The organism is Burkholderia sp. Bp9031, from assembly GCF_003857965.1.
Taxonomy (GTDB): Bacteria; Pseudomonadota; Gammaproteobacteria; order Burkholderiales; family Burkholderiaceae; genus Burkholderia; species Burkholderia ambifaria_A.
The window spans coordinates 118,295-136,841 of the sequence record NZ_QTPW01000009.1 but is presented as its reverse complement, the minus strand read 5'-3'; the positions used below and the strand labels follow the sequence as shown (position 1 = coordinate 136,841).

Genomic DNA, 18,547 nt, shown 5'->3' with positions numbered 1-18,547 from the left:
GAGCAAACCGGATGTCAGCAACCGGCGCACTATACAAAACTTTCCTCCCTCTGTGCGGGCCCGTCGCGCCGTCATCCGATACGGCAGGGCCAGCACGGCGGGCCGGCACGGCAGACGCCGCGCCGTGCACACCGTCACGCACCGGCCCGTACGCCGTCGACATTACGCGCGGCATTCCGCCGGCGCATATTTCGCGGGCAACGTCGCCGCCTCCGCTGGCAACGGACCCGCTCCCGGCGCCGGAAGCGACGACGCAGCCTTGCCGGCGGCAAAGCATTCCCAGGCAATCACGCCGGCCTGCATCGCGCCCTTTTTCAGCGGCACCCGTGCAGTCGGCGTCTCGGCCTTGTCCGGCGCGGACGGCACCAGGACGAGCGTATTCGCACCGGCCGCGGCGACGCGGGCGGTAAACGCCACCGTGATCTGGCCCGTATCGGCGTCGATACGAACGGATTCGACGTTGCGCGTGGCGGCGGGCGGACTGTAGCCGCCGTCGAGGCCCGCGCCGCTCGCGGCGTTGTCGGCGACCGCCAGCCGCGCGGACGACGCGAGCGCGAGCCCCTCGCCGACGCGCGACCGCGCGAGGTAATCCTGGTACGCGGGAATCGCATAGGCCGCGATCACGCCGACGATCGCGAGCACGATCATCAACTCGATCAGCGTGAAGCCGGCGGGCCGCCAGCGCGGCACCGGGCGGCGCGCGCGCCGCAGATCGGCGGCGATGCGACGGAACAGGGAAACGGAAAAGGCTTCGAACATGACTGGCTCCGGAAACGAAAAACGCCTGCCGAATCAGGCAGGCGTTTCGATCGTAGCCAGCGGGCCGCGGCCCCGGCAGTCGGCCGGACGGCCAACGTCAATGCGCGTGCGGAACGCTGCGGCGGCGCCGGAGCGCGTATCCGGTGGCAACGACGAACAGCGCGCCGGCGACGCTCGCGCCATAGATCGCGGCCGACGTATCGAGCACCGGCCAGCGATCGCCGACCGGGTCGTGCACCATCAGCCCGCCGGCGATCCAGCCGAGCAGCCCGGCGCCCAACGCGACGACGATCGGGAATCGGTCGAGCAGCTTCAGCACCAGCGTGCTGCCCCACACGATGATCGGCACGCTGACGACGAGCCCGAAGATCACGAGCGCCAGCCGGTGCGACGGATCGGCCTGCTCGGCCGCGCCGGCAATCGCGATCACGTTGTCGAGGCTCATCACGGCGTCGGCGATCACGATCGTCTTCACCGCGTCCCACAGCCGGTCGGCAGGCTTCACGTTGTCGTGCGCGTCGGCATCCGGCGCCATCAGCTTGATGCCGATCCACAGCAGCAGCAGGCCGCCGCCGAATTTCAGGAACGGCACGTCGAGCAGCACGACCGCGAACGCGATCAGCGCAACCCGCAGCAGGATCGCGCCGGCCGTGCCCCACACGACGCCGCGCAGCCGCTGGTTGGCCGGCAGGTTGCGGCACGCGAGCGCGATCACGACGGCGTTGTCGCCGCCGAGCAGGATGTCGATGATGACGATCTGGAACACGGCGCCCCAGTGCAGCGACGTCAGGAATTCAAGCATGAGGAATATAGGTAGGTGCGGGGCAACGACTGTCTGACAGGCGACCCGGTTCATCGCCGGCGCATGCATCGCGCATGCCCGGGGCTTACAAATTCATTGCGCGAGCATAACAAAAAACGCCGGCAGAGCCGGCGTTTTTTGCAGGACGAACCACGCGGAAATTACAGCGCCTTCTTCAGGAGGCGACCCATTTCCGACGGGTTGCGCGTGACGGTGATGCCGCACGCTTCCATGATTTCCAGCTTCGCTTCGGCCGTATCCGCACCGCCCGAGATCAGCGCGCCGGCGTGGCCCATGCGCTTGCCCGGGGGCGCCGTGACGCCCGCGATGAAGCCGACGACCGGTTTCTTCATGTTGTCCTTGATCCACTGAGCGGCGTTGGCTTCGTCCGGACCGCCGATTTCGCCGATCATCACGACCGCGTCCGTATCCGGATCGTCGTTGAACATCTTCATCACGTCGATGTGCTTCAGACCGTTGATCGGGTCGCCGCCGATACCGACTGCCGACGACTGGCCGAGGCCCAGTGCCGTCAGCTGCGCAACGGCTTCATACGTCAGCGTGCCCGAACGCGACACGACGCCGATGCGGCCCTTGCGGTGGATGTGACCCGGCATGATGCCGATCTTCAGTTCGTCCGGCGTGATCGTGCCCGGGCAGTTCGGCCCGAGCAGCAGCGTCTTGCGGCCTTCGCGACGCATACGGTCCTTCACTTCGATCATGTCGCGGACAGGGATGCCTTCCGTGATGCAGATCGCGAGATCCAGGTCGGCTTCGACCGCTTCCCAGATCGCAGCGGCTGCGCCTGCCGGCGGAACGTAGATGACCGACACGGTCGCGCCGGTCTCTTCCTTCGCTTCCTTGACGCTCGCGTAGATCGGAATGCCTTCGAAATCTTCGCCGGCCTTCTTCGGGTTCACGCCCGCGACGAATGCTTCGCGGCCGTTTGCGTATTCACGGCAGGCGCGCGTATGGAACTGACCGGTTTTGCCGGTAATGCCCTGCGTGATGACCTTCGTGTCCTTGTTGATCAGAATCGACATGTATTTTGACCTCTGTTCGATTGGCGTCGCGAGCTAACCGCGCCGCCATGCGTGTTCGTTGAGCGCGCCAAGAAAACGCCGGGCCGCCCCAAGTTTTCTTGACTCCCCCGAGGGGCCTGGCGCGTAGCGTCAGGTCTGGGGGCGCTTCTTTACTTGCCTTCGGCAGCCGCGACGACCTTCTGCGCAGCTTCTTCCATGCTGTCCGCCGAGATGATCGGCAGGCCCGAATCGGCCAGCATCTTCTTGCCGAGGTCCTCGTTCGTGCCCTTCATGCGCACGACGAGCGGCACGTTCAGGTTCACGGCCTTCGAACCGGCGATCACGCCTTCCGCGATCACGTCGCAGCGCATGATGCCGCCGAAGATGTTCACGAGGATCGCCTTCAGATCCGGGTTCTTCAGCATCAGCTTGAACGCTTCGGTGACCTTCTCGGTCGTCGCGCCGCCGCCGACGTCCAGGAAGTTCGCCGGCTCGCCGCCGAACAGCTTGATCGTGTCCATCGTCGCCATCGCGAGGCCTGCGCCGTTCACGAGACAGCCGATGTTGCCGTCGAGCGAGATGTACGCGAGATCGAACTTCGACGCTTCGATTTCAGCCGGATCTTCTTCGTCCAGATCGCGGTACGCGACGATTTCCGGGTGGCGGAACAGCGCGTTCGAGTCGAAGTTGAACTTCGCGTCGAGTGCGATGACCTTGCCGTCGCCGGAAACGTTCAGCGGGTTGATTTCAGCCAGCGACGCGTCGGTTTCCCAGAATGCCTTGTACAGGCCTTGCAGGATCGCGCGCGCTTGCGGAATCGACGCAGCCGGCACGCCGATCTTCGCGGCGAGGTCGTCGGCCTGGGCGTCGAGCAGGCCCGTCGACGGCTCGACGATGACCTTGTGGATCAGTTCCGGGTGCTTTTCGGCAACTTCTTCGATGTCCATGCCGCCTTCGCTCGAACCCATCAGAACGATCTTTTGCGACACGCGATCGACGACGAGGCTGACATACAGTTCCTGCTTGATGTCGGCGCCTTCTTCGATCATCAGACGGTTGACCTTCTGGCCTTCCGGACCGGTCTGGTGCGTGACGAGCTGCATGCCGAGGATCTGGCTCGCGTATTCGCGAACCTGCTCGATCGACTTCGCCACCTTCACGCCGCCGCCCTTGCCACGGCCACCCGCGTGAATCTGAGCCTTCACGACCCAAACCGGGCCGCCGAGCTCTTCTGCCACCTTGACGGCCTCGTCAACCGAGAACGCCGGCTTGCCGCGCGGTACCGCGACTCCGAATTTCCGCAGGATTTCCTTACCCTGGTACTCGTGAATCTTCATGCGTGATTCCCTTCAGTCTGAGAGTTGGATGAAATGTCGCTTAGGACGCTTCTTCGAATGATTTCCGTTCATTCCTTCGTGCTGCCTTCACCGGGCATATCCGGCCGAATCGGGCCATACCAGCGCGGGTAGTACTGCCGAACCACCTCGCCGTCGAACCGCAGCGCCCGGCAGCGGCCGAGCTGGAAAGGCGGTTCGGCGTGCACGCCGTCGTGATCCGGCCCTTCGCCGCCCTCCTCGCGCACGTTCCACACGTCACCGGCGAACGCCTGGATCGCTGCCGTCGGCAGCACGGCGCATAGTTCGGTGAGATGGGAGCAGCCTGCGACGCCGGCGAGCAGCCGGTTCGCGTTGCGGCGGAAATTGCGGAAGAGGTTGAGCCCGATGAGGGCCCGATAGGCGGGAGTGGCGGATTGACAGTGACCGGGATAAGGAACCCATTCCGACGACGCTTCGGCGTCGACGACATTGAGGTCACGATCGATAGTCACGCGCAGCCAGAGTTCGTGGATCGGCAGGCCCTGGGGCCGGATGCCCGACGCAAGCGCGACGTCGCGCGGCTTGTGGTCGGTCAGGCAGGCTTCGATGTCCCACAAGCCGTCGTCGCGCTCGTAGGCTTCCGCTCGGATTGCGCGTCGATGTCGCAACTGACGGGGCACGGGCTCGGATAGCGGCATGCTGGAGGTTGAGGCCGAAGAGGAAAACCCGTGGATTTTAGCATATCGGGTATTTGAGGCATCCGGCCGCGACGGCGGGTATTCCCGCCTGTCCGGAAACGGTTGCATTGCAGCAAAATCGCGCGCAGCGCGCGCGACCGAATCGGTTAATCGTCGATCGGGAAATCGTCGCCGACCTTCAGCAACTTCACGATGGTCGCGCTCGAAAAGCCGCGCGCGGCGAGAAAGCGCGCCTGCTTCGCGCGCTCGGCCGGCGTTTGCGGCAGTGCACCGAATTTCTTGCGCCAGACGGCCTGTGCACGTGTCAACTCGGTCTCGCGCAATTGTGCATTCACTTCCTCGACGAGACTGTCGCCGACCGCATGGCGCTTCAGTTCACTGACGATGCGTGCGACGCCGACACGCGACGCGCGGCGATGCACGAGGCTTTCGGCAAAGCGCGCATCGGACAGCCAGCCCTCCTTCTCCAGCGCATCGAGCACCGGTTCGACCGATTCGTCCTCGCCGACGTACGGCGCGAGCTTGCGCGCGAGTTCGGCGCGGCTGTATTCGCGCCGGGACAGGTAGCCGAGCGCGCGGCCCTTCAGCGAACGCGGCGGTTTCGACGATTTGCGCTCGGTGGGTGCCGACTCGTTGCCGGAAGCCGCGCCGGCAGAGCTGCCGGATGCGCGGCGCGGGCGGCGTGGATGCTGGCTGCTGCGCGTATACACATCTTCCTTGACCGGCGCAGCCGCATCGGCCGCGCGCTCGCCCGGGAAGCTGACACCGGACACGCGACGACTCGACCGGTCATGCGCGTCGAACGATTCTTCGTCGTCGAACGGATCGACCGGCACGGTAATCTCAAACGAAACGAGGGCATCGTCGGATGCCCTCGTCGCGGTGCGGTTCGCGGCATGACTGCCCGCGCCCCGCCGGTCGGCCCCCGAGGATTCGGCTCGCCGGCCGGAGCGACCCGCCGTTTCGGGCGCGTCGCTCGGTTCCGGTTCGCCAGCCTGACCTCGGCGCCCGACCATCACTCTTCTTCGTCCATCGCCTCGGCTTCGTTGCCTGCGCCATCGGGCATCGCAGCGACGCCAAGCGACTCACGAATGCGGTTCTCGATCTCGCGGGCGATTTCCGGATTCTCGCGCAGGAATTCACGCGCGTTGTCCTTGCCCTGACCGATCTTCTCGCCGTTGTAGCTGTACCAGGCGCCTGCCTTGTCGACGATCTTCGCCTGCACGCCGAGATCGATGATCTCGCCCTGACGCGAAATGCCTTCGCCATACAGGATGTCGAAGATCGCTTCGCGGAACGGCGGCGACACCTTGTTCTTGACGACCTTCACGCGGGTTTCGTTGCCGATCACCTCGTCGTTCTTCTTGATCGAGCCGATCCGGCGGATATCCAGACGCACCGACGAGTAGAACTTGAGCGCGTTGCCGCCCGTTGTGGTTTCCGGGTTGCCGAACATCACGCCGATCTTCATCCGGATCTGGTTGATGAAGATCACGAGGCAGTTCGTGCGCTTGATCGTGCCCGTCAGCTTGCGCAGCGCCTGCGACATCAGGCGAGCCTGCAGGCCCGGCAGCGAATCGCCCATCTCGCCTTCGATTTCAGCCTTCGGCACGAGTGCCGCGACCGAGTCGATCACGATCATGTCGATCGAGCCCGAGCGCACCAGCGCATCGGTGATTTCGAGCGCCTGCTCGCCGGTGTCCGGCTGCGAGATCAGCAGCTCCGGCACATTCACGCCGAGCTTCGCTGCATATTGAACGTCGAGTGCGTGCTCGGCGTCGATGAAGGCTGCCGTGCCGCCCAGCTTCTGCAGTTCGGCGATGACCTGCAGCGTGAGCGTGGTTTTACCGGACGATTCCGGACCGTAGATCTCGACCACCCGGCCGCGCGGCAGGCCGCCGACGCCAAGTGCGATATCCAGACCCAGCGAGCCCGTGGAGACAACCTGGATGTCTTCGGTCGCTTCGCCGTCGCCCATCCGCATGATCGATCCTTTGCCGAACTGCTTCTCGATCTGCGCGAGTGCGGCCGCCAGCGCCTTGCTCTTCTCGGCGGTCATCCCGGAGCCCTTCTTGCTATCTTCCATGAATCGTCCTTTGCTATGATGAGCAGCGTCTGTTAGAGGCGCGCCCGCTTTCAAGCGCCGCCCACGAATGCAGACACTGTATAAAAAAACAGTGTTTTATGCAAGCCCGCAATGCAGGCTGCGTTGTACACGGATAACTTCGGAGACAGCCGCGCCGGCGTGAACGCCCCGCCGGCCACCGGTCAGCAACATGCGAATTCTCATCGCCGAAGACGACAGCATACTCGCGGACGGCCTGACCCGGTCACTCCGCCAATCGGGCTATGCGGTCGACCACGTGAAGAGCGGCGTCGATGCCGATACCGCGCTGTCGATGCAGACCTTCGACCTGCTGATCCTCGATCTCGGACTGCCCAAGATGTCCGGGCTCGACGTGCTGAAGCGCCTGCGCGCGCGCAATTCCAATCTCCCCGTGCTGATCCTGACCGCCGCCGACAGCGTCGACGAGCGCGTGAAGGGGCTCGACCTCGGCGCGGACGACTACATGGCCAAGCCGTTCGCACTCAACGAACTCGAGGCACGCGTGCGCGCGCTGACCCGGCGCGGCGCGGGCGGCGGCCCGACCGTCGTGCGCCACGGCTCGCTCGCGTTCGACCAGGTCGGCCGCATCGCGTATGCGAACGATCGCGTGCTCGACCTGTCCGCGCGCGAACTCGGTCTGCTCGAAGTACTGCTGCAGCGCATCGGCCGGCTCGTGTCGAAGGAGCAGCTCGTCGACCATCTGTGCGAATGGGGCGAGGAAGTCAGCAACAACGCGATCGAAGTGTACGTGCACCGGCTGCGCAAGAAGATCGAGCCGAGCGGCGTGCGGATTTCCACCGTGCGCGGCCTCGGCTACTGCCTCGAGAAAGTCGCGCCCGCGGCACCGGCCGACACGGCCGCGCCCCAGCCCGCGGCGGCCGGCACGCCGCTGCGCTGAACACGGCCGTCGCCGCGATGGCCACGCCGGCCCGTTCCCGCCATCCGACCGGCGAGCAGCCGTCCGCCGCCGATGCCGCGCGCGACGCGCGCTACGAGAACCCGTTCGCGCCGCCCGACGAAACCGACACGCCCGAGGCCGCACGCCCGCGCTCGCTGTTCGGCGAAATCCTCGACTGGATGCTCGCGCCGCTCCTGCTGCTGTGGCCGATGAGCATCGCCGTCACCTATCTCGTCGCGAAGACGATCGCGAACGGCCCGTTCGATCGCGCCCTCGAGACCAACGCATACGTGCTCGCGCGGCAGATCCATCCGGTCAATGGCGTCGCCGAGTTGACGCTGCCGCAGCAGACGCGCGACTTCCTGCGCGCGGACAACATCGACAGCGTGTACTTCCAGGTGCTCGGCACGCGCGGCGAGCTGGTCGCGGGCGAGGCCGACATGCCGCTGCCGCGCGACGAGGACCGCCCACCGCCGGGCGTCGTCGTGTTCCGCGACGACCTGCTGCGCGGCAACGACGTGCGCGTCGCGTATACGACTGTCGCGCTGCCGGAGTCGAGCGGCACGCAGCCCGTGCTCGTGCAGGTCGGCGAGACGCTCGACAAGCGCAACGCGCTCGCGAACGACATCATCAAGGGCGTGATCCTGCCGCAGTTCGTGATCCTGCCGCTCGCGATCCTGCTCGTCTGGTTCGGGCTGTCGCGCGGGCTCGCGCCGCTCAACGCGCTGCAGGCGCACATCCGCGCGCGGCGGCCCGACGACCTGTCGCCCGTCGAGGCGCAGCGCGCGCCGCCCGAGATCGAGCCGCTCGTCACGTCGTTCAACGACCTGCTCGCGCGTCTCGAACAGAACATGGCACTGCAGAAACGCTTCATCGCCGACGCCGCGCACCAGATGAAGACGCCGCTCGCGGGGCTGCGCACGCAGGCCGAATTCGCGTTGCGCCAACCGGTGCCGCCCGACGTGCAGCGCTCGCTCGAGCAGATCGCGACGAGTTCCGAGCAGGCCGCGCGGCTCGTCACGCAACTGCTCGCGCTCGCGCGCGCCGAGAATCGCGCGAGCGGACTGACGTTCGAGCCGGTCGAGATCGCCGCGCTGGCACGGCGCACGGTGCGCGACTGGGTGCAGGCCGCGCTCGCGAAGCGGATGGACCTCGGCTACGAAGGCCCGGAGGATGACGCGCCGCTCGACGTCGACGGCAATCCGGTGATGCTGCGCGAGATGCTCGGCAACCTGGTCGACAACGCGATCCGCTACACACCCGAAGGCGGCCGCATCACCGTGCGCGTGCGGGCCGAGCGTGCGGCGCGGCGCGTGCATCTCGAGGTCGAGGACACCGGGCCCGGCATCCCGCCCGCCGAGCGCGACCGCGTGGTCGAGCGCTTCTACCGGATCCTCGGCCGCGAAGGCGACGGCAGCGGCCTCGGGCTCGCGATCGTGCGCGAGATCGCCGCGCAGCACGGCGGCACGCTAACGCTCGACGATCATGTCTACCAGCAGGCGCCGCGCCTCGCCGGCACGCTCGTGCGCATCAGCCTGCCGCTGTCGGAAGCCGTCCCGGCTCCCGCCTGACACGCGCGCGCCCATACCGCGTACCGCCCCGCGATCGCATCGAAACCGGCGCTTTACCGCCCGTTTGCGACACGATCGGGGCGCGAAGCGGCCGATTCGGCGCGGGTTAACGCGCAGTCGTTTTGTGCCCGCGAGTCAGTGCGCCGTAAGTTTCCCTGCCAATAATCGTCGACAGGCCCGCCCACCCAAGGCGGCCGCATATCTATATCAAGGGACTTGGAGACGATTCATGGCAACGTTAGGCGGGCAAATTTCGCACGCGCCGATGACGGGCGAAGAGAAGAAGGTGATCTTCGCGTCGTCGCTGGGCACCGTGTTCGAGTGGTACGACTTTTACCTGGCCGGCTCACTCGCGGCCTACATCAGCAAGAGCTTCTTCTCCGGGGTCAATCCGACCGCCGCCTTCATCTTCACGCTGCTCGGCTTCGCGGCCGGCTTCGCCGTGCGGCCATTCGGCGCGATCGTGTTCGGCCGGCTCGGCGACCTCGTCGGCCGCAAGCACACGTTCCTCGTGACGATCGTGATCATGGGCATCTCGACCTTCGTGGTCGGCTTCCTGCCCGGCTACGCGTCGATCGGCATCGCGGCACCCGTGATCTTCATCGCGATGCGACTGCTGCAGGGCCTCGCGCTCGGCGGCGAGTACGGCGGCGCGGCGACCTACGTCGCCGAGCATGCGCCGGCGAACCGTCGCGGCTTCTACACCGCGTGGATCCAGACGACCGCGACGCTCGGCCTGTTCCTGTCGCTGCTCGTGATCCTCGGCGTGCGCACCTTCATCGGCGAGGAAGCGTTCGGCAGCTGGGGCTGGCGCGTGCCGTTCGTCGCGTCGATCCTGCTGCTCGCGGTGTCGGTGTGGATCCGGATGCAGTTGAACGAATCGCCGGTGTTCCTGCGCATCAAGGCGGAAGGCAAGACGTCGAAGGCGCCGCTGACCGAAGCATTCGGCCAGTGGAAGAACCTGAAGATCGTGATCCTCGCGCTCGTCGGCCTGACCGCCGGCCAGGCCGTCGTGTGGTACACGGGCCAGTTCTACGCGCTGTTCTTCCTCACGCAGACGCTGAAGGTCGACGGTGCCAGCGCGAACATCCTGATCGCGATCGCCCTGCTGATCGGCACGCCGTTCTTCCTGTTCTTCGGTTCGCTGTCGGACAAGATCGGTCGCAAGCCGATCATCCTCGCGGGCTGCCTGATCGCGGCACTGACCTACTTCCCGCTGTTCAAGGCGCTCACGCACTACGCGAACCCGCAGCTCGAGATCGCGACGCAGAAGGCACCGATCTCGGTGATCGCCGATCCGGCCACCTGCGCGTTCCAGTTCAACCCGGTCGGCACGTCGAAGTTCACCGACTCGTGCGACATCGCAAAGGGTGCGCTCGCGAAGGCCGGCCTGAACTACGAGAACGTCGCGGCACCGGCCGGCACGACCGCGCAGATCAAGGTCGGCGACACGGTGATTGCAGCCTATGACGGCAAGGCGGCCGACGCGAAGGCGCAGGGCGCGGCATTCGACAAGACGCTCGCGTCGACGCTGAAGGCGGCCGGCTACCCGGCGAAGGCCGACCCGGCACAGCTCAACTGGCCGATGACGATCGTGATCCTGACGATCCTCGTGATCTACGTGACGATGGTCTACGGCCCGATCGCCGCGATGCTGGTCGAGATGTTCCCGACGCGGATCCGCTACACGTCGATGTCGCTGCCCTATCACATCGGCAACGGCTGGTTCGGCGGCTTCCTGCCGGCGACAGCGTTCGCGATCGTCGCGGCGAAGGGCAACATCTACTCGGGGCTCTGGTATCCGATCGTGATCGCACTGGCCACGTTCGTGATCGGCCTGCTGTTCGTCAAGGAGACGAAGGACTCGAACATCTACGCGCAGGATTGAGATCGGGCAGGCGGGTAGCACCCGCCTGCAACCCGGGCTGGCGCGGGCCGCCGGCACTTTTTTCAGGAAAGATGAAAAAAGGTGTTGACAGCCAAGAGGTAGATCTACATAATTCAAGTCTTCGGCGAATTAGCTCAGTCGGTTAGAGCGACGGAATCATAATCCGCAGGTCCGGGGTTCGAGTCCCTGATTCGCCACCAAATGCGAAAGCCCGGTAGATCTTTGATCTACCGGGCTTTTTCATTGCCTCATCCGGTGCAAGCGATATCGCGCGTCACCCGTCCTTCAGGTCACGCGCACGTTGCGCTCTATGCCACCACCGATCCGCGCTCCTCTATAGAATCCGCCCGCACCTTCCCGCGCCAGTTCTCCCCGCCCTCCAGCGCCGGCGTCGACTCGAACAGCTCTGCGATCCAGTCCGCGAACACGCGCACCTTCTGCGACAGATGCCGGTTGTGCGGATACACGATCGAAATCGGCTTGGGCTTCGGATTGCAGTCGGGCAGCACCTCGACGAGCGAGCCGTCGCGCAGGTTCGGCAGCACCATGAACAGCGTCGGCTGGATCATCCCGAACCCTTCGAGCCCGCACGTCACATACGCATCCGAATCGTTCACGGTGACGCTGCCGTTCATCCGCACCTCGACCGGCTTGCCCTCGATCATGAACACCCACGGAATGGCACGCGCACCGTGGCTCGCGCGGAAATTGACCGCGTGATGAGCGGCCAGGTCGGCAATCTCCTGCGGCTCGCCGTGACGCGCCAGATAGTCGGGCGACGCGCAGGTCACGCGCTTGAGCATCCCGATCCGCCGCGCGACCATCGATGAATCCTCGAGCGGCCCGACCCGGATCATGCAGTCGATACCCTCCTCGACCGGATCCACGTAGCGGTCCGACAAGCCGAGGTCGAGCGTGATGTCCGGATAGCGCTGCCGGAAGATCGACAGCGACGGCAACACGATACGGCGCCCGAGCGAACTCGGCATGTGAACACGCAGCACGCCGCTCGGCTTGCGATTGCCGGTCTGGAAACTCGCGTCGGCTTCCGCGATCTCCGAGATGATCTTCATGCAATGCTCGTAGTACGCGGCGCCCTCCGGCGTCAGCGACAGCCGGCGCGTCGTCCGGTGCATCAGGCGCACGCCGAGCAGCGCCTCGAGATTCTGGATGATGGTCGTCACCGACGCGCGCGGCATCGCGAGCGTGTCGGCCGCGCGCGTAAAGCTGTTCGCGTCGACCACGCGGGTGAAAACTTCCATTGCCTGGATGCGGTCCATGCTGCGCCCCCTTCGAATCGCCAACGGAACAGAATAGAGCGCGCGGCGGGCGCGGCACAAGTCCCAGTCGATTGTTCTCCACTTTTGAATAGTCACCGCTTTTCGGACTCGAAAGTAATCTGCCGTCGAGCAGCTCCGAGCGACGTCGGCTCCGTCCCCGGTTACAGCGCATGGCCTCGCTGCCGCACACCGGTCGCGTTACCGCACGAACCGCTCGCGATATCCCTGCGGCGACACGCCAAGCACGCGCACGAAACTGCGCCGCAGCGTCTCTTCCGAACCGAAGCCGCACCGCGTGGCGATCCGCTTGACGGGCCACGCGGTTTCGCCGAGCAAACGCTGCGCGGCCTCGACGCGAATCTGTTCGACCGCGCGCGCGGGCGTGCGGCCGGTCCCCGCGCGGTAGTGGCGCACGAAGCTGCGCTCGCTCATGCTGACGCGCTCGGCGAGTGCGGGCACCGACAGGTCGGCGTCCAGATGCTCGGCGATCCATGCATGCAGTTCGCCGAAGCGGTCGTCGGTGCGCTGCATCGACAGCATCGCGCTGAACTGAGCCTGCCCGCCCGGCCGCTTCAGGAACACGACGAGTTCGCGCGCGGCGTCGAGCGCGATCGCCCGCCCGAGATCCTCCTCGACGAGCGCCAGCGCGAGATCGATGCCGGCCGTCACGCCAGCCGACGTCCATAGCGCGCCTTCGCGGATGAAGATCGGATCGGGCTCGACGCGCACGTTCGGGTAGCGCGCCGCGAATTCGTCGCAGCGCGCCCAGTGCGTGACCGCACGCCGCCCGTCTAGCAGGCCGGCCTCGGCGAGCAGGAATGCGCCGGTGCACACGGACGCGACACGTCGTGCGCGCTGCGCCTGCTGCCGGACCCAACGCACCGTCCGCGCGTCCCGCGACGCGGCGTGCACGCCCTTGCCGCCGGCCACGATCACCGTATCCGGCCGCCCGGCCGAGCGCAGCGAATCGGCCATCACGACGAGGCCCGACGACGTCTCGATCGGCCCGGCCTCGGCGGCGACGACGCGCGGCGCATACGGTGCGGGCCGACCGCGCTCCTGCGCAAGTTCGTTGACGGAGGCGAACACCTGCAGCGGCCCGGTCACGTCGAGCAACTGCGCACGGGGGAACGCGAGGACCAGGATCGAGCGCGGAGCGGCAGGCATGGCGATTGGCTGAAAACGTGGGTGATCTGGCAATTTCGCCAAACACTACGCGTCTAGAATCGATCTGTCCATTGTGCGCCGGCCGCGGTGCATCCCCTTCCCTTCGGAGTGTTCGCATGACCCTGCATATCGGCCTTCTCGTGTTTCCGGGCGTCCAGCAACTCGATCTCACCGGCCCGCACGACGTGCTCGCGTCGCTGCCGGACGCGGCTGTCCACCTGGTCTGGAAATCGCGCGACACCGTCGCGTCGAGCAGCGGCCTCGCGCTCACGCCGACCTGCACGTTCGACGACTGCCCGCCGCTCGACGTGATCTGCGTGCCCGGCGGGATCGGGATCAACGACCTGCTGCTCGATGCCGAAACGATCGCGTTCGTGCAGCAGCGCGCGGCCGCCGCGCGCTACGTGACGTCGGTCTGTACGGGCGCGCTGCTGCTCGGCGTGGCCGGCCTGCTGCGCGGACGCCGCGCGACGACGCACTGGGCGTTTCATGGGCTGCTCGAGCCGCTCGGTGCCGTGCCCGTGCGCGAGCGCGTGGTGCGCGACGGCAACCTGATCACCGGCGGCGGCGTGACGGCCGGCATCGACTTCGCATTGACGATCGCCGCCGAACTCGTCGGCGACGAAGAGGCGCAGTCGATCCAGCTCGCGCTCGAATACGCGCCGGCGCCGCCGTTCGATGCGGGCTCCCCGGATACCGCACCGGCATCGGTCCTGAAGCGTGTGACCGAACGTTCGGCGGCTGGGCTGGAAAAGCGCAGGCAGACGATCGACGCGGCCTTGCGGGCGATGTCGCGCTGATCCGGAGCACATCGAATCAGGCTGGCGGGCAAGCGACGCGATCACGCCGCCGGCCCTGCGCAGCCTCCACACTCACGGATGGATCGATGAACATCATCCGCAGCACCGCGTTCACCGCGCAGCGCCCATAGGGCGCGCTGGACATCGCGAACCTGAACGGCATCACGGTCCGCCTGCACTGGACCGATCAGCCGTACCGGTGGCATGTGAACGACGGAGAGGAAGTATTCGCGGTGCTCGACGGCCGCGTCGAGATGCGCTACCGCGAAGCGGGCATCGAGCACGCGACGCTGCTCGAAACGGGAGACGTATTCCACGCGACGATCGGCACCGAACACGTCGCGCACCCGCTCGGCGAAGCGCGCATCCTCGTGATCGAGACCGAAGGCAGCGTCTGACGACGGGCAGCCCGCATCGTACGTTGCACGGATTCGACGGGCGTCAGCCAGAGAGGGTGCCCGTCCCCTGCGACGGGATCAGCTTCGGCTGCGGCGTGCACCGGCACTGGCACAGGTCGGGTTCGCGCGCAACGACCTTGCCCATCACGGTCATCGTCCGCTCGCCGCCGTCGGACACGATCACGCCCCGGGTCTTGCACGCGGCGCAGAACACCGGCGCGCCGAGACAGGCGAACTCGCCGCCGTCGAACGACGAATTGGCGATCCCGTCGAGCATGGCGCCACCATGGTCGGTCGTGTCGCCCTTCAGAATGAATTTGCGGCTCACGAGTTCGGCTCTCCCTCGGAAACGCCGCGCAACACGGCGTCGGACCGCGTGCGGGCAGTCGGTATCCGCCCGTCGGTCGCGGGGGTTGCGCGACGATATCATCGCGCGACTTTTCATCGATCACCTCACCGAACATTTCGTCAGGTGAATGAAGGGTGCAATCGCGCACCATTTCCAGCGTCGCCGGCAGGCTCGCCGCGACACCCGAGAACAGCCGGGAACGCACGCCAGGCGGGGCTCGGGCGGTTGCAACGCAGCCCACACACGGTGCGGGCACATCTGTTGCGTCGGTGCATCTCCGTAGAGAACCGCTCTTGGCAGCCCACGGTTGAGGACTACACTAATCCTTAATGAGGTGTGGCCGGAGCCCGCGCCTTCAGGGAGACGCCGCCATGAATCGGCCGCTGAATCGCATCCTGCCGCGCGTGACCGGGAGTGCATCGGTCTGGACGTGGATCAAGTGGTCTTTGCTGGCCGCGCTGGTGATCGCGATCGCGATCCTTGCACGGCTCGTGATGACCGAGATCGAGACGTCGCGCCTGCAGGCGCACTACCTGTCCGAACTCACCCGCGACGTTGGCTACACCGTCGAATCCGGAGCGAGCGACCACATCCGCTTTCCTGCCAACGGGCCGTACGACCAGCGCCTCGGCTATTCGATGATTCCTGCGTTCCAGCAGCGTCTGCTCGCGCGCGGCTTCGTCGTCGGCAAGCAGGCGCGCGATTCCGACCGGATGCTCTCGCTCGCCGATCGCGGCCTGTTCCTGCCTTACGAAGAGAAAGACCAGACCGGGCTGATGCTGTTCGATTCGACCGGCTCGCCGCTGTTCGCGACCGTGTTCCCGCAACGCGTCTACGCAGACTTCGACGCGGTGCCGCGCGTGGTCACCGATTCGTTGCTGTTCATCGAGGACCGCTACCTGCTCGACGCGAACCAGCCGAACCGCAATCCGGCGATCGACTGGGGGCGCTTCAGCCGCGCGCTCGCCGACCAGGCGATGCACGTCGTCAACCATCACCAGGCACGCCCGGGCGGCAGCACGCTCGCGACGCAGATCGAGAAGTTCCGCCATTCGCCCGACGGCCGCACCGCGACGCCACCGGAGAAGCTGCGGCAGATCGCGTCCGCGTCGGTCCTTGCGTACATGAACGGCCCGCAGACGATGCTCGCGCGCCGCTCGATCGTCGTGCGCTACCTGAACTCGGTACCGCTCGCCGCACGCCCGCACGTGGGCGAAATCACCGGCATCGGCGACGGTCTCGCGGCGTGGTACGGCCGCGACTTCAACGACGTGAACCGGATCCTCGCCGCGCCGACGACCGGCGACAACGTCGACGAACAGGGCAAGACGTTCCGCGAGGTGCTGTCGCTGGTCATCGCGCAGCGCGCGCCGTCGTATTTCCTGAATCGCGGCTATCCGGCGTTGCAGAAGCTGACCGACAGCTACCTGCGGCTGCTGTCGAGCGGCGGCGTGATCTCGCCCGCACTGCGCGACGCTGCGCTCGCCGCGCAGATCGAGCGCAGCGCGCCGCCGGCCGCCGCGCGCGTGCAGTCGTTCGTGTCGCGCAAGGCCGTGACGTCGGCACGCGCGTCGCTGCTGGCGGCGCTCGGCATCAACGACCTGTACCAGCTCGACCTGCTCGACCTGGAGGCCACCAGCACGCTCGACAACGGCGTGCAGCAGGCGGTCGCCGAACGGCTCGCGAAGGCGTCCACCCGTGACGGCGCGCAGGCCGCCGGCCTGTACGGCTTCGAGATGCTCGCGCCGAAGGACGACCCGTCGCACCTCACATACAGCTTCACGCTGTACGAGCATCGCAACGGCGCGAACCTGCTGCGCGTGCAGACCGACAGCGTGAACCAGCCGTTCGACGTGAACCGCGGCGGCCGCATCAACCTCGGCTCGACCGCGAAGCTGCGCACGCTGATCACCTACCTGCAGATCGTCTCCGACCTGCACGCGCGCTACGGCAACCTGTCGAACGCGCAGCTCGCGCAGGTGAAGCCCGACCCGCTCGACGGGCTGTCGCATTGGGCGCTCGACTACCTGTCGCATACGCGCGACCGCTCGCTGCAGGCGATGCTCGACGCCGCGGTCGAACGCAAGTACTCGGCGAGTCCCGACGTGTTCTACACGGGTGGCGGCGCGCAGGTGTTCTCGAACTTCGAGAAGTCGGACAACGGCCGCATCCTGACGCTGCACACGGCGTTCGAGCACTCGGTCAACCTGGTGTTCGTGCGGCTGATGCGCGACATCGTCCATTACGAAATGCTGAAGACGGCCGGCCCGTCGTCGTCGTGGCTCGGCGATCCCGAGCAGCGCAAGCATTACCTCGAGCAGTTCGTCGACGGCGAAAGCAAGGTCTACGTGAAGCGCTTCTACACGCGCTACGCGGGCAAGGCGCCCGACGACGCGCTCGCGCTGATGCTGCAGAACGTGCGCAAGTCGCCGCCGAAGATCGCGACGGTGCTGCGCAGCGTCGCGCCGCACGAATCGCTCGCGTGGTTCGATGCGCAGATGCGCGCGCAGCTGAAGGGTACGCCCGCCGCGACGCTGTCGGACGACGACCTCGCCGCGCTCTATGCGAAGTACGCGATCGACCGCTTCAACCTCAACGATCGCGGCTACATCGCAAGCGTCCACCCGCTCGCGCTGTGGACGCTCAATTACCTGCGCGCACATCCGAACGCGTCGCTCGGCGAAGTCCAGCGCGACAGCCGCGATGCGCGCTTCTACACGTATTCGTGGCTGTACAAGACGCGCTACCACGCGACCCAGGATCGGCGCATCCGCCGCATGGTCGAGCTGCGCGCGTACGGGGAAATCACGAAGGCGTGGCGCGCGCTCGGCTATCCGTTCGCGGAGGTCACGCCGTCGTACGCGGCCGCGATCGGCGCATCGGGCGACCAGCCCGACGCGCTCGCGAAACTGATCGGCCTGATCGCGAACGGCGGCCAGAAGGCGCCGACCGAGACGATCACGCGCCTCGATTTCGCGAAGGGCACGCCGTACGAAACGCGCTTCGTGCGCGCGGCTGCACAACCGCAGCCGATGCTGTCACCGGAGATCGTCAACGTGACGCGCACGCTGCTGCGCGACGTCGTGCTGAACGGCACCGCGCGGCGCCTGGCGGGCGGCTTCACGCTGCCCGACGGCAAGACGCTCGAGGTGTACGGCAAGACCGGGACGGGCGACCAGCGCTTCAATATCTACGCGCGCGGCGCGCGGCTGATCGAGTCGCGCAAGGTCAACCGCAGCGGCACGTTCGTGTTCGTGCTCGGCGATCGCTTCTTCGGCGTGCTGACGGCGACCGCGCACGAGCCATACGCGGCACGCTACGACTTCACGAGCGCGATGGCCGTGCAGTTGCTGAAATCGATGGCGCCGGCGCTCGCACCGCTGATCGAGCGCCCGGTCGCAGCCGGCACGCGCACGACGGGCCCCGCGCCGCAGGCGGAAACGCCGACGCCACAGGCCGCGCCGGTCGAGCCGTCCTGACGGCGGCCCGTAC

The 18,547-nt window shown here is 66.6% G+C and carries 16 protein-coding genes and 1 tRNA gene; 7 read left to right on the top strand and 10 right to left on the bottom strand.

The window, feature by feature from the left end:
- Positions 1–162 precede the first annotated feature (162 nt).
- The 7 genes from DIE15_RS14730 to recA form a co-directional block, all read right to left on the bottom strand.
- Positions 163–759: a pilin gene (locus DIE15_RS14730; protein WP_124833657.1), complete on the bottom strand. Its 597-nt coding sequence runs from the start codon at positions 757–759 to the stop codon at positions 163–165.
- Positions 760–856: 97 nt separating this feature from the next.
- Positions 857–1,561: a TerC family protein gene (locus tag DIE15_RS14725; protein ID WP_124833656.1), complete on the bottom strand. Its 705-nt coding sequence runs from the start codon at positions 1,559–1,561 to the stop codon at positions 857–859.
- Positions 1,562–1,722: 161 nt separating this feature from the next.
- Positions 1,723–2,604 (bottom strand): succinate--CoA ligase subunit alpha, encoded by an 882-nt coding sequence (sucD, locus tag DIE15_RS14720; RefSeq protein ID WP_042586225.1) that lies wholly within the window; start codon positions 2,602–2,604, stop codon positions 1,723–1,725.
- 149 nt (positions 2,605–2,753) lie between these two features.
- Positions 2,754–3,920 carry an ADP-forming succinate--CoA ligase subunit beta gene (gene sucC, locus DIE15_RS14715; protein ID WP_057926652.1) on the bottom strand — a complete coding sequence of 389 codons (1,167 nt, stop codon included), beginning with the start codon at positions 3,918–3,920 and terminating at the stop codon, positions 2,754–2,756.
- 68 nt (positions 3,921–3,988) lie between these two features.
- A complete protein-coding gene (locus tag DIE15_RS14710; protein WP_124833655.1) occupies positions 3,989–4,597 on the bottom strand; it encodes a DUF2889 domain-containing protein in 609 nt (202 codons plus the stop codon).
- A gap of 146 nt (positions 4,598–4,743) precedes the next feature.
- Positions 4,744–5,613: a recombination regulator RecX gene (recX, locus tag DIE15_RS14705; protein WP_124833654.1), complete on the bottom strand. Its 870-nt coding sequence runs from the start codon at positions 5,611–5,613 to the stop codon at positions 4,744–4,746.
- Positions 5,613–6,683 carry a recombinase RecA gene (gene recA / locus DIE15_RS14700; protein WP_057926649.1) on the bottom strand — a complete coding sequence of 357 codons (1,071 nt, stop codon included), beginning with the start codon at positions 6,681–6,683 and terminating at the stop codon, positions 5,613–5,615. Before recA ends, recX begins: the two co-directional genes overlap by 1 nt.
- A gap of 190 nt (positions 6,684–6,873) precedes the next feature.
- Between recA and DIE15_RS14695 the strand changes: the two genes are divergently transcribed.
- The 4 genes from DIE15_RS14695 (at position 6,874) to DIE15_RS14680 (ending at position 11,261) form a co-directional block, all read left to right on the top strand.
- Positions 6,874–7,602: a response regulator transcription factor gene (locus tag DIE15_RS14695; protein ID WP_057926648.1), complete on the top strand. Its 729-nt coding sequence runs from the start codon at positions 6,874–6,876 to the stop codon at positions 7,600–7,602.
- Positions 7,603–7,619: 17 nt separating this feature from the next.
- Positions 7,620–9,173, top strand: coding sequence for a sensor histidine kinase (locus tag DIE15_RS14690; protein ID WP_124833653.1), 1,554 nt, complete (start codon positions 7,620–7,622; stop codon positions 9,171–9,173).
- A 229-nt stretch (positions 9,174–9,402) separates the two neighbouring features.
- Positions 9,403–11,061, top strand: coding sequence for an MFS transporter (locus DIE15_RS14685; protein WP_057926646.1), 1,659 nt, complete (start codon positions 9,403–9,405; stop codon positions 11,059–11,061).
- 123 nt (positions 11,062–11,184) lie between these two features.
- Positions 11,185–11,261, top strand: a tRNA-Met gene (locus DIE15_RS14680).
- A 108-nt stretch (positions 11,262–11,369) separates the two neighbouring features.
- On the opposite strand, the gene DIE15_RS14675 is transcribed toward DIE15_RS14680, so the two are convergent.
- Complete coding sequence (locus tag DIE15_RS14675; protein ID WP_124833652.1) at positions 11,370–12,341, bottom strand: LysR family transcriptional regulator; 972 nt, start codon at positions 12,339–12,341, stop codon at positions 11,370–11,372.
- A gap of 198 nt (positions 12,342–12,539) precedes the next feature.
- Entirely contained in the window at positions 12,540–13,508 is a 969-nt protein-coding gene (locus DIE15_RS14670) for a GlxA family transcriptional regulator (protein WP_124833651.1), read from the bottom strand.
- Between the two features lie 116 nt (positions 13,509–13,624).
- Here DIE15_RS14670 and DIE15_RS14665 point away from each other — a divergent pair, with 116 nt between their 5' ends.
- Positions 13,625–14,308 (top strand): DJ-1/PfpI family protein, encoded by a 684-nt coding sequence (locus DIE15_RS14665; RefSeq protein ID WP_124833650.1) that lies wholly within the window; start codon positions 13,625–13,627, stop codon positions 14,306–14,308.
- 137 nt (positions 14,309–14,445) lie between these two features.
- Positions 14,446–14,706 (top strand): cupin, encoded by a 261-nt coding sequence (locus DIE15_RS14660; protein ID WP_260428265.1) that lies wholly within the window; start codon positions 14,446–14,448, stop codon positions 14,704–14,706.
- A gap of 43 nt (positions 14,707–14,749) precedes the next feature.
- Here the strand turns inward: DIE15_RS14660 and DIE15_RS14655 are convergent, their stop codons facing one another.
- Entirely contained in the window at positions 14,750–15,034 is a 285-nt protein-coding gene (locus DIE15_RS14655; protein ID WP_057926641.1) for a PAAR domain-containing protein, read from the bottom strand.
- A gap of 392 nt (positions 15,035–15,426) precedes the next feature.
- On the opposite strand from DIE15_RS14655, the gene DIE15_RS14650 reads away from it, so the two are divergent.
- Positions 15,427–18,534: a transglycosylase domain-containing protein gene (locus DIE15_RS14650; RefSeq protein ID WP_057926640.1), complete on the top strand. Its 3,108-nt coding sequence runs from the start codon at positions 15,427–15,429 to the stop codon at positions 18,532–18,534.
- Positions 18,535–18,547 lie beyond the last annotated feature (13 nt).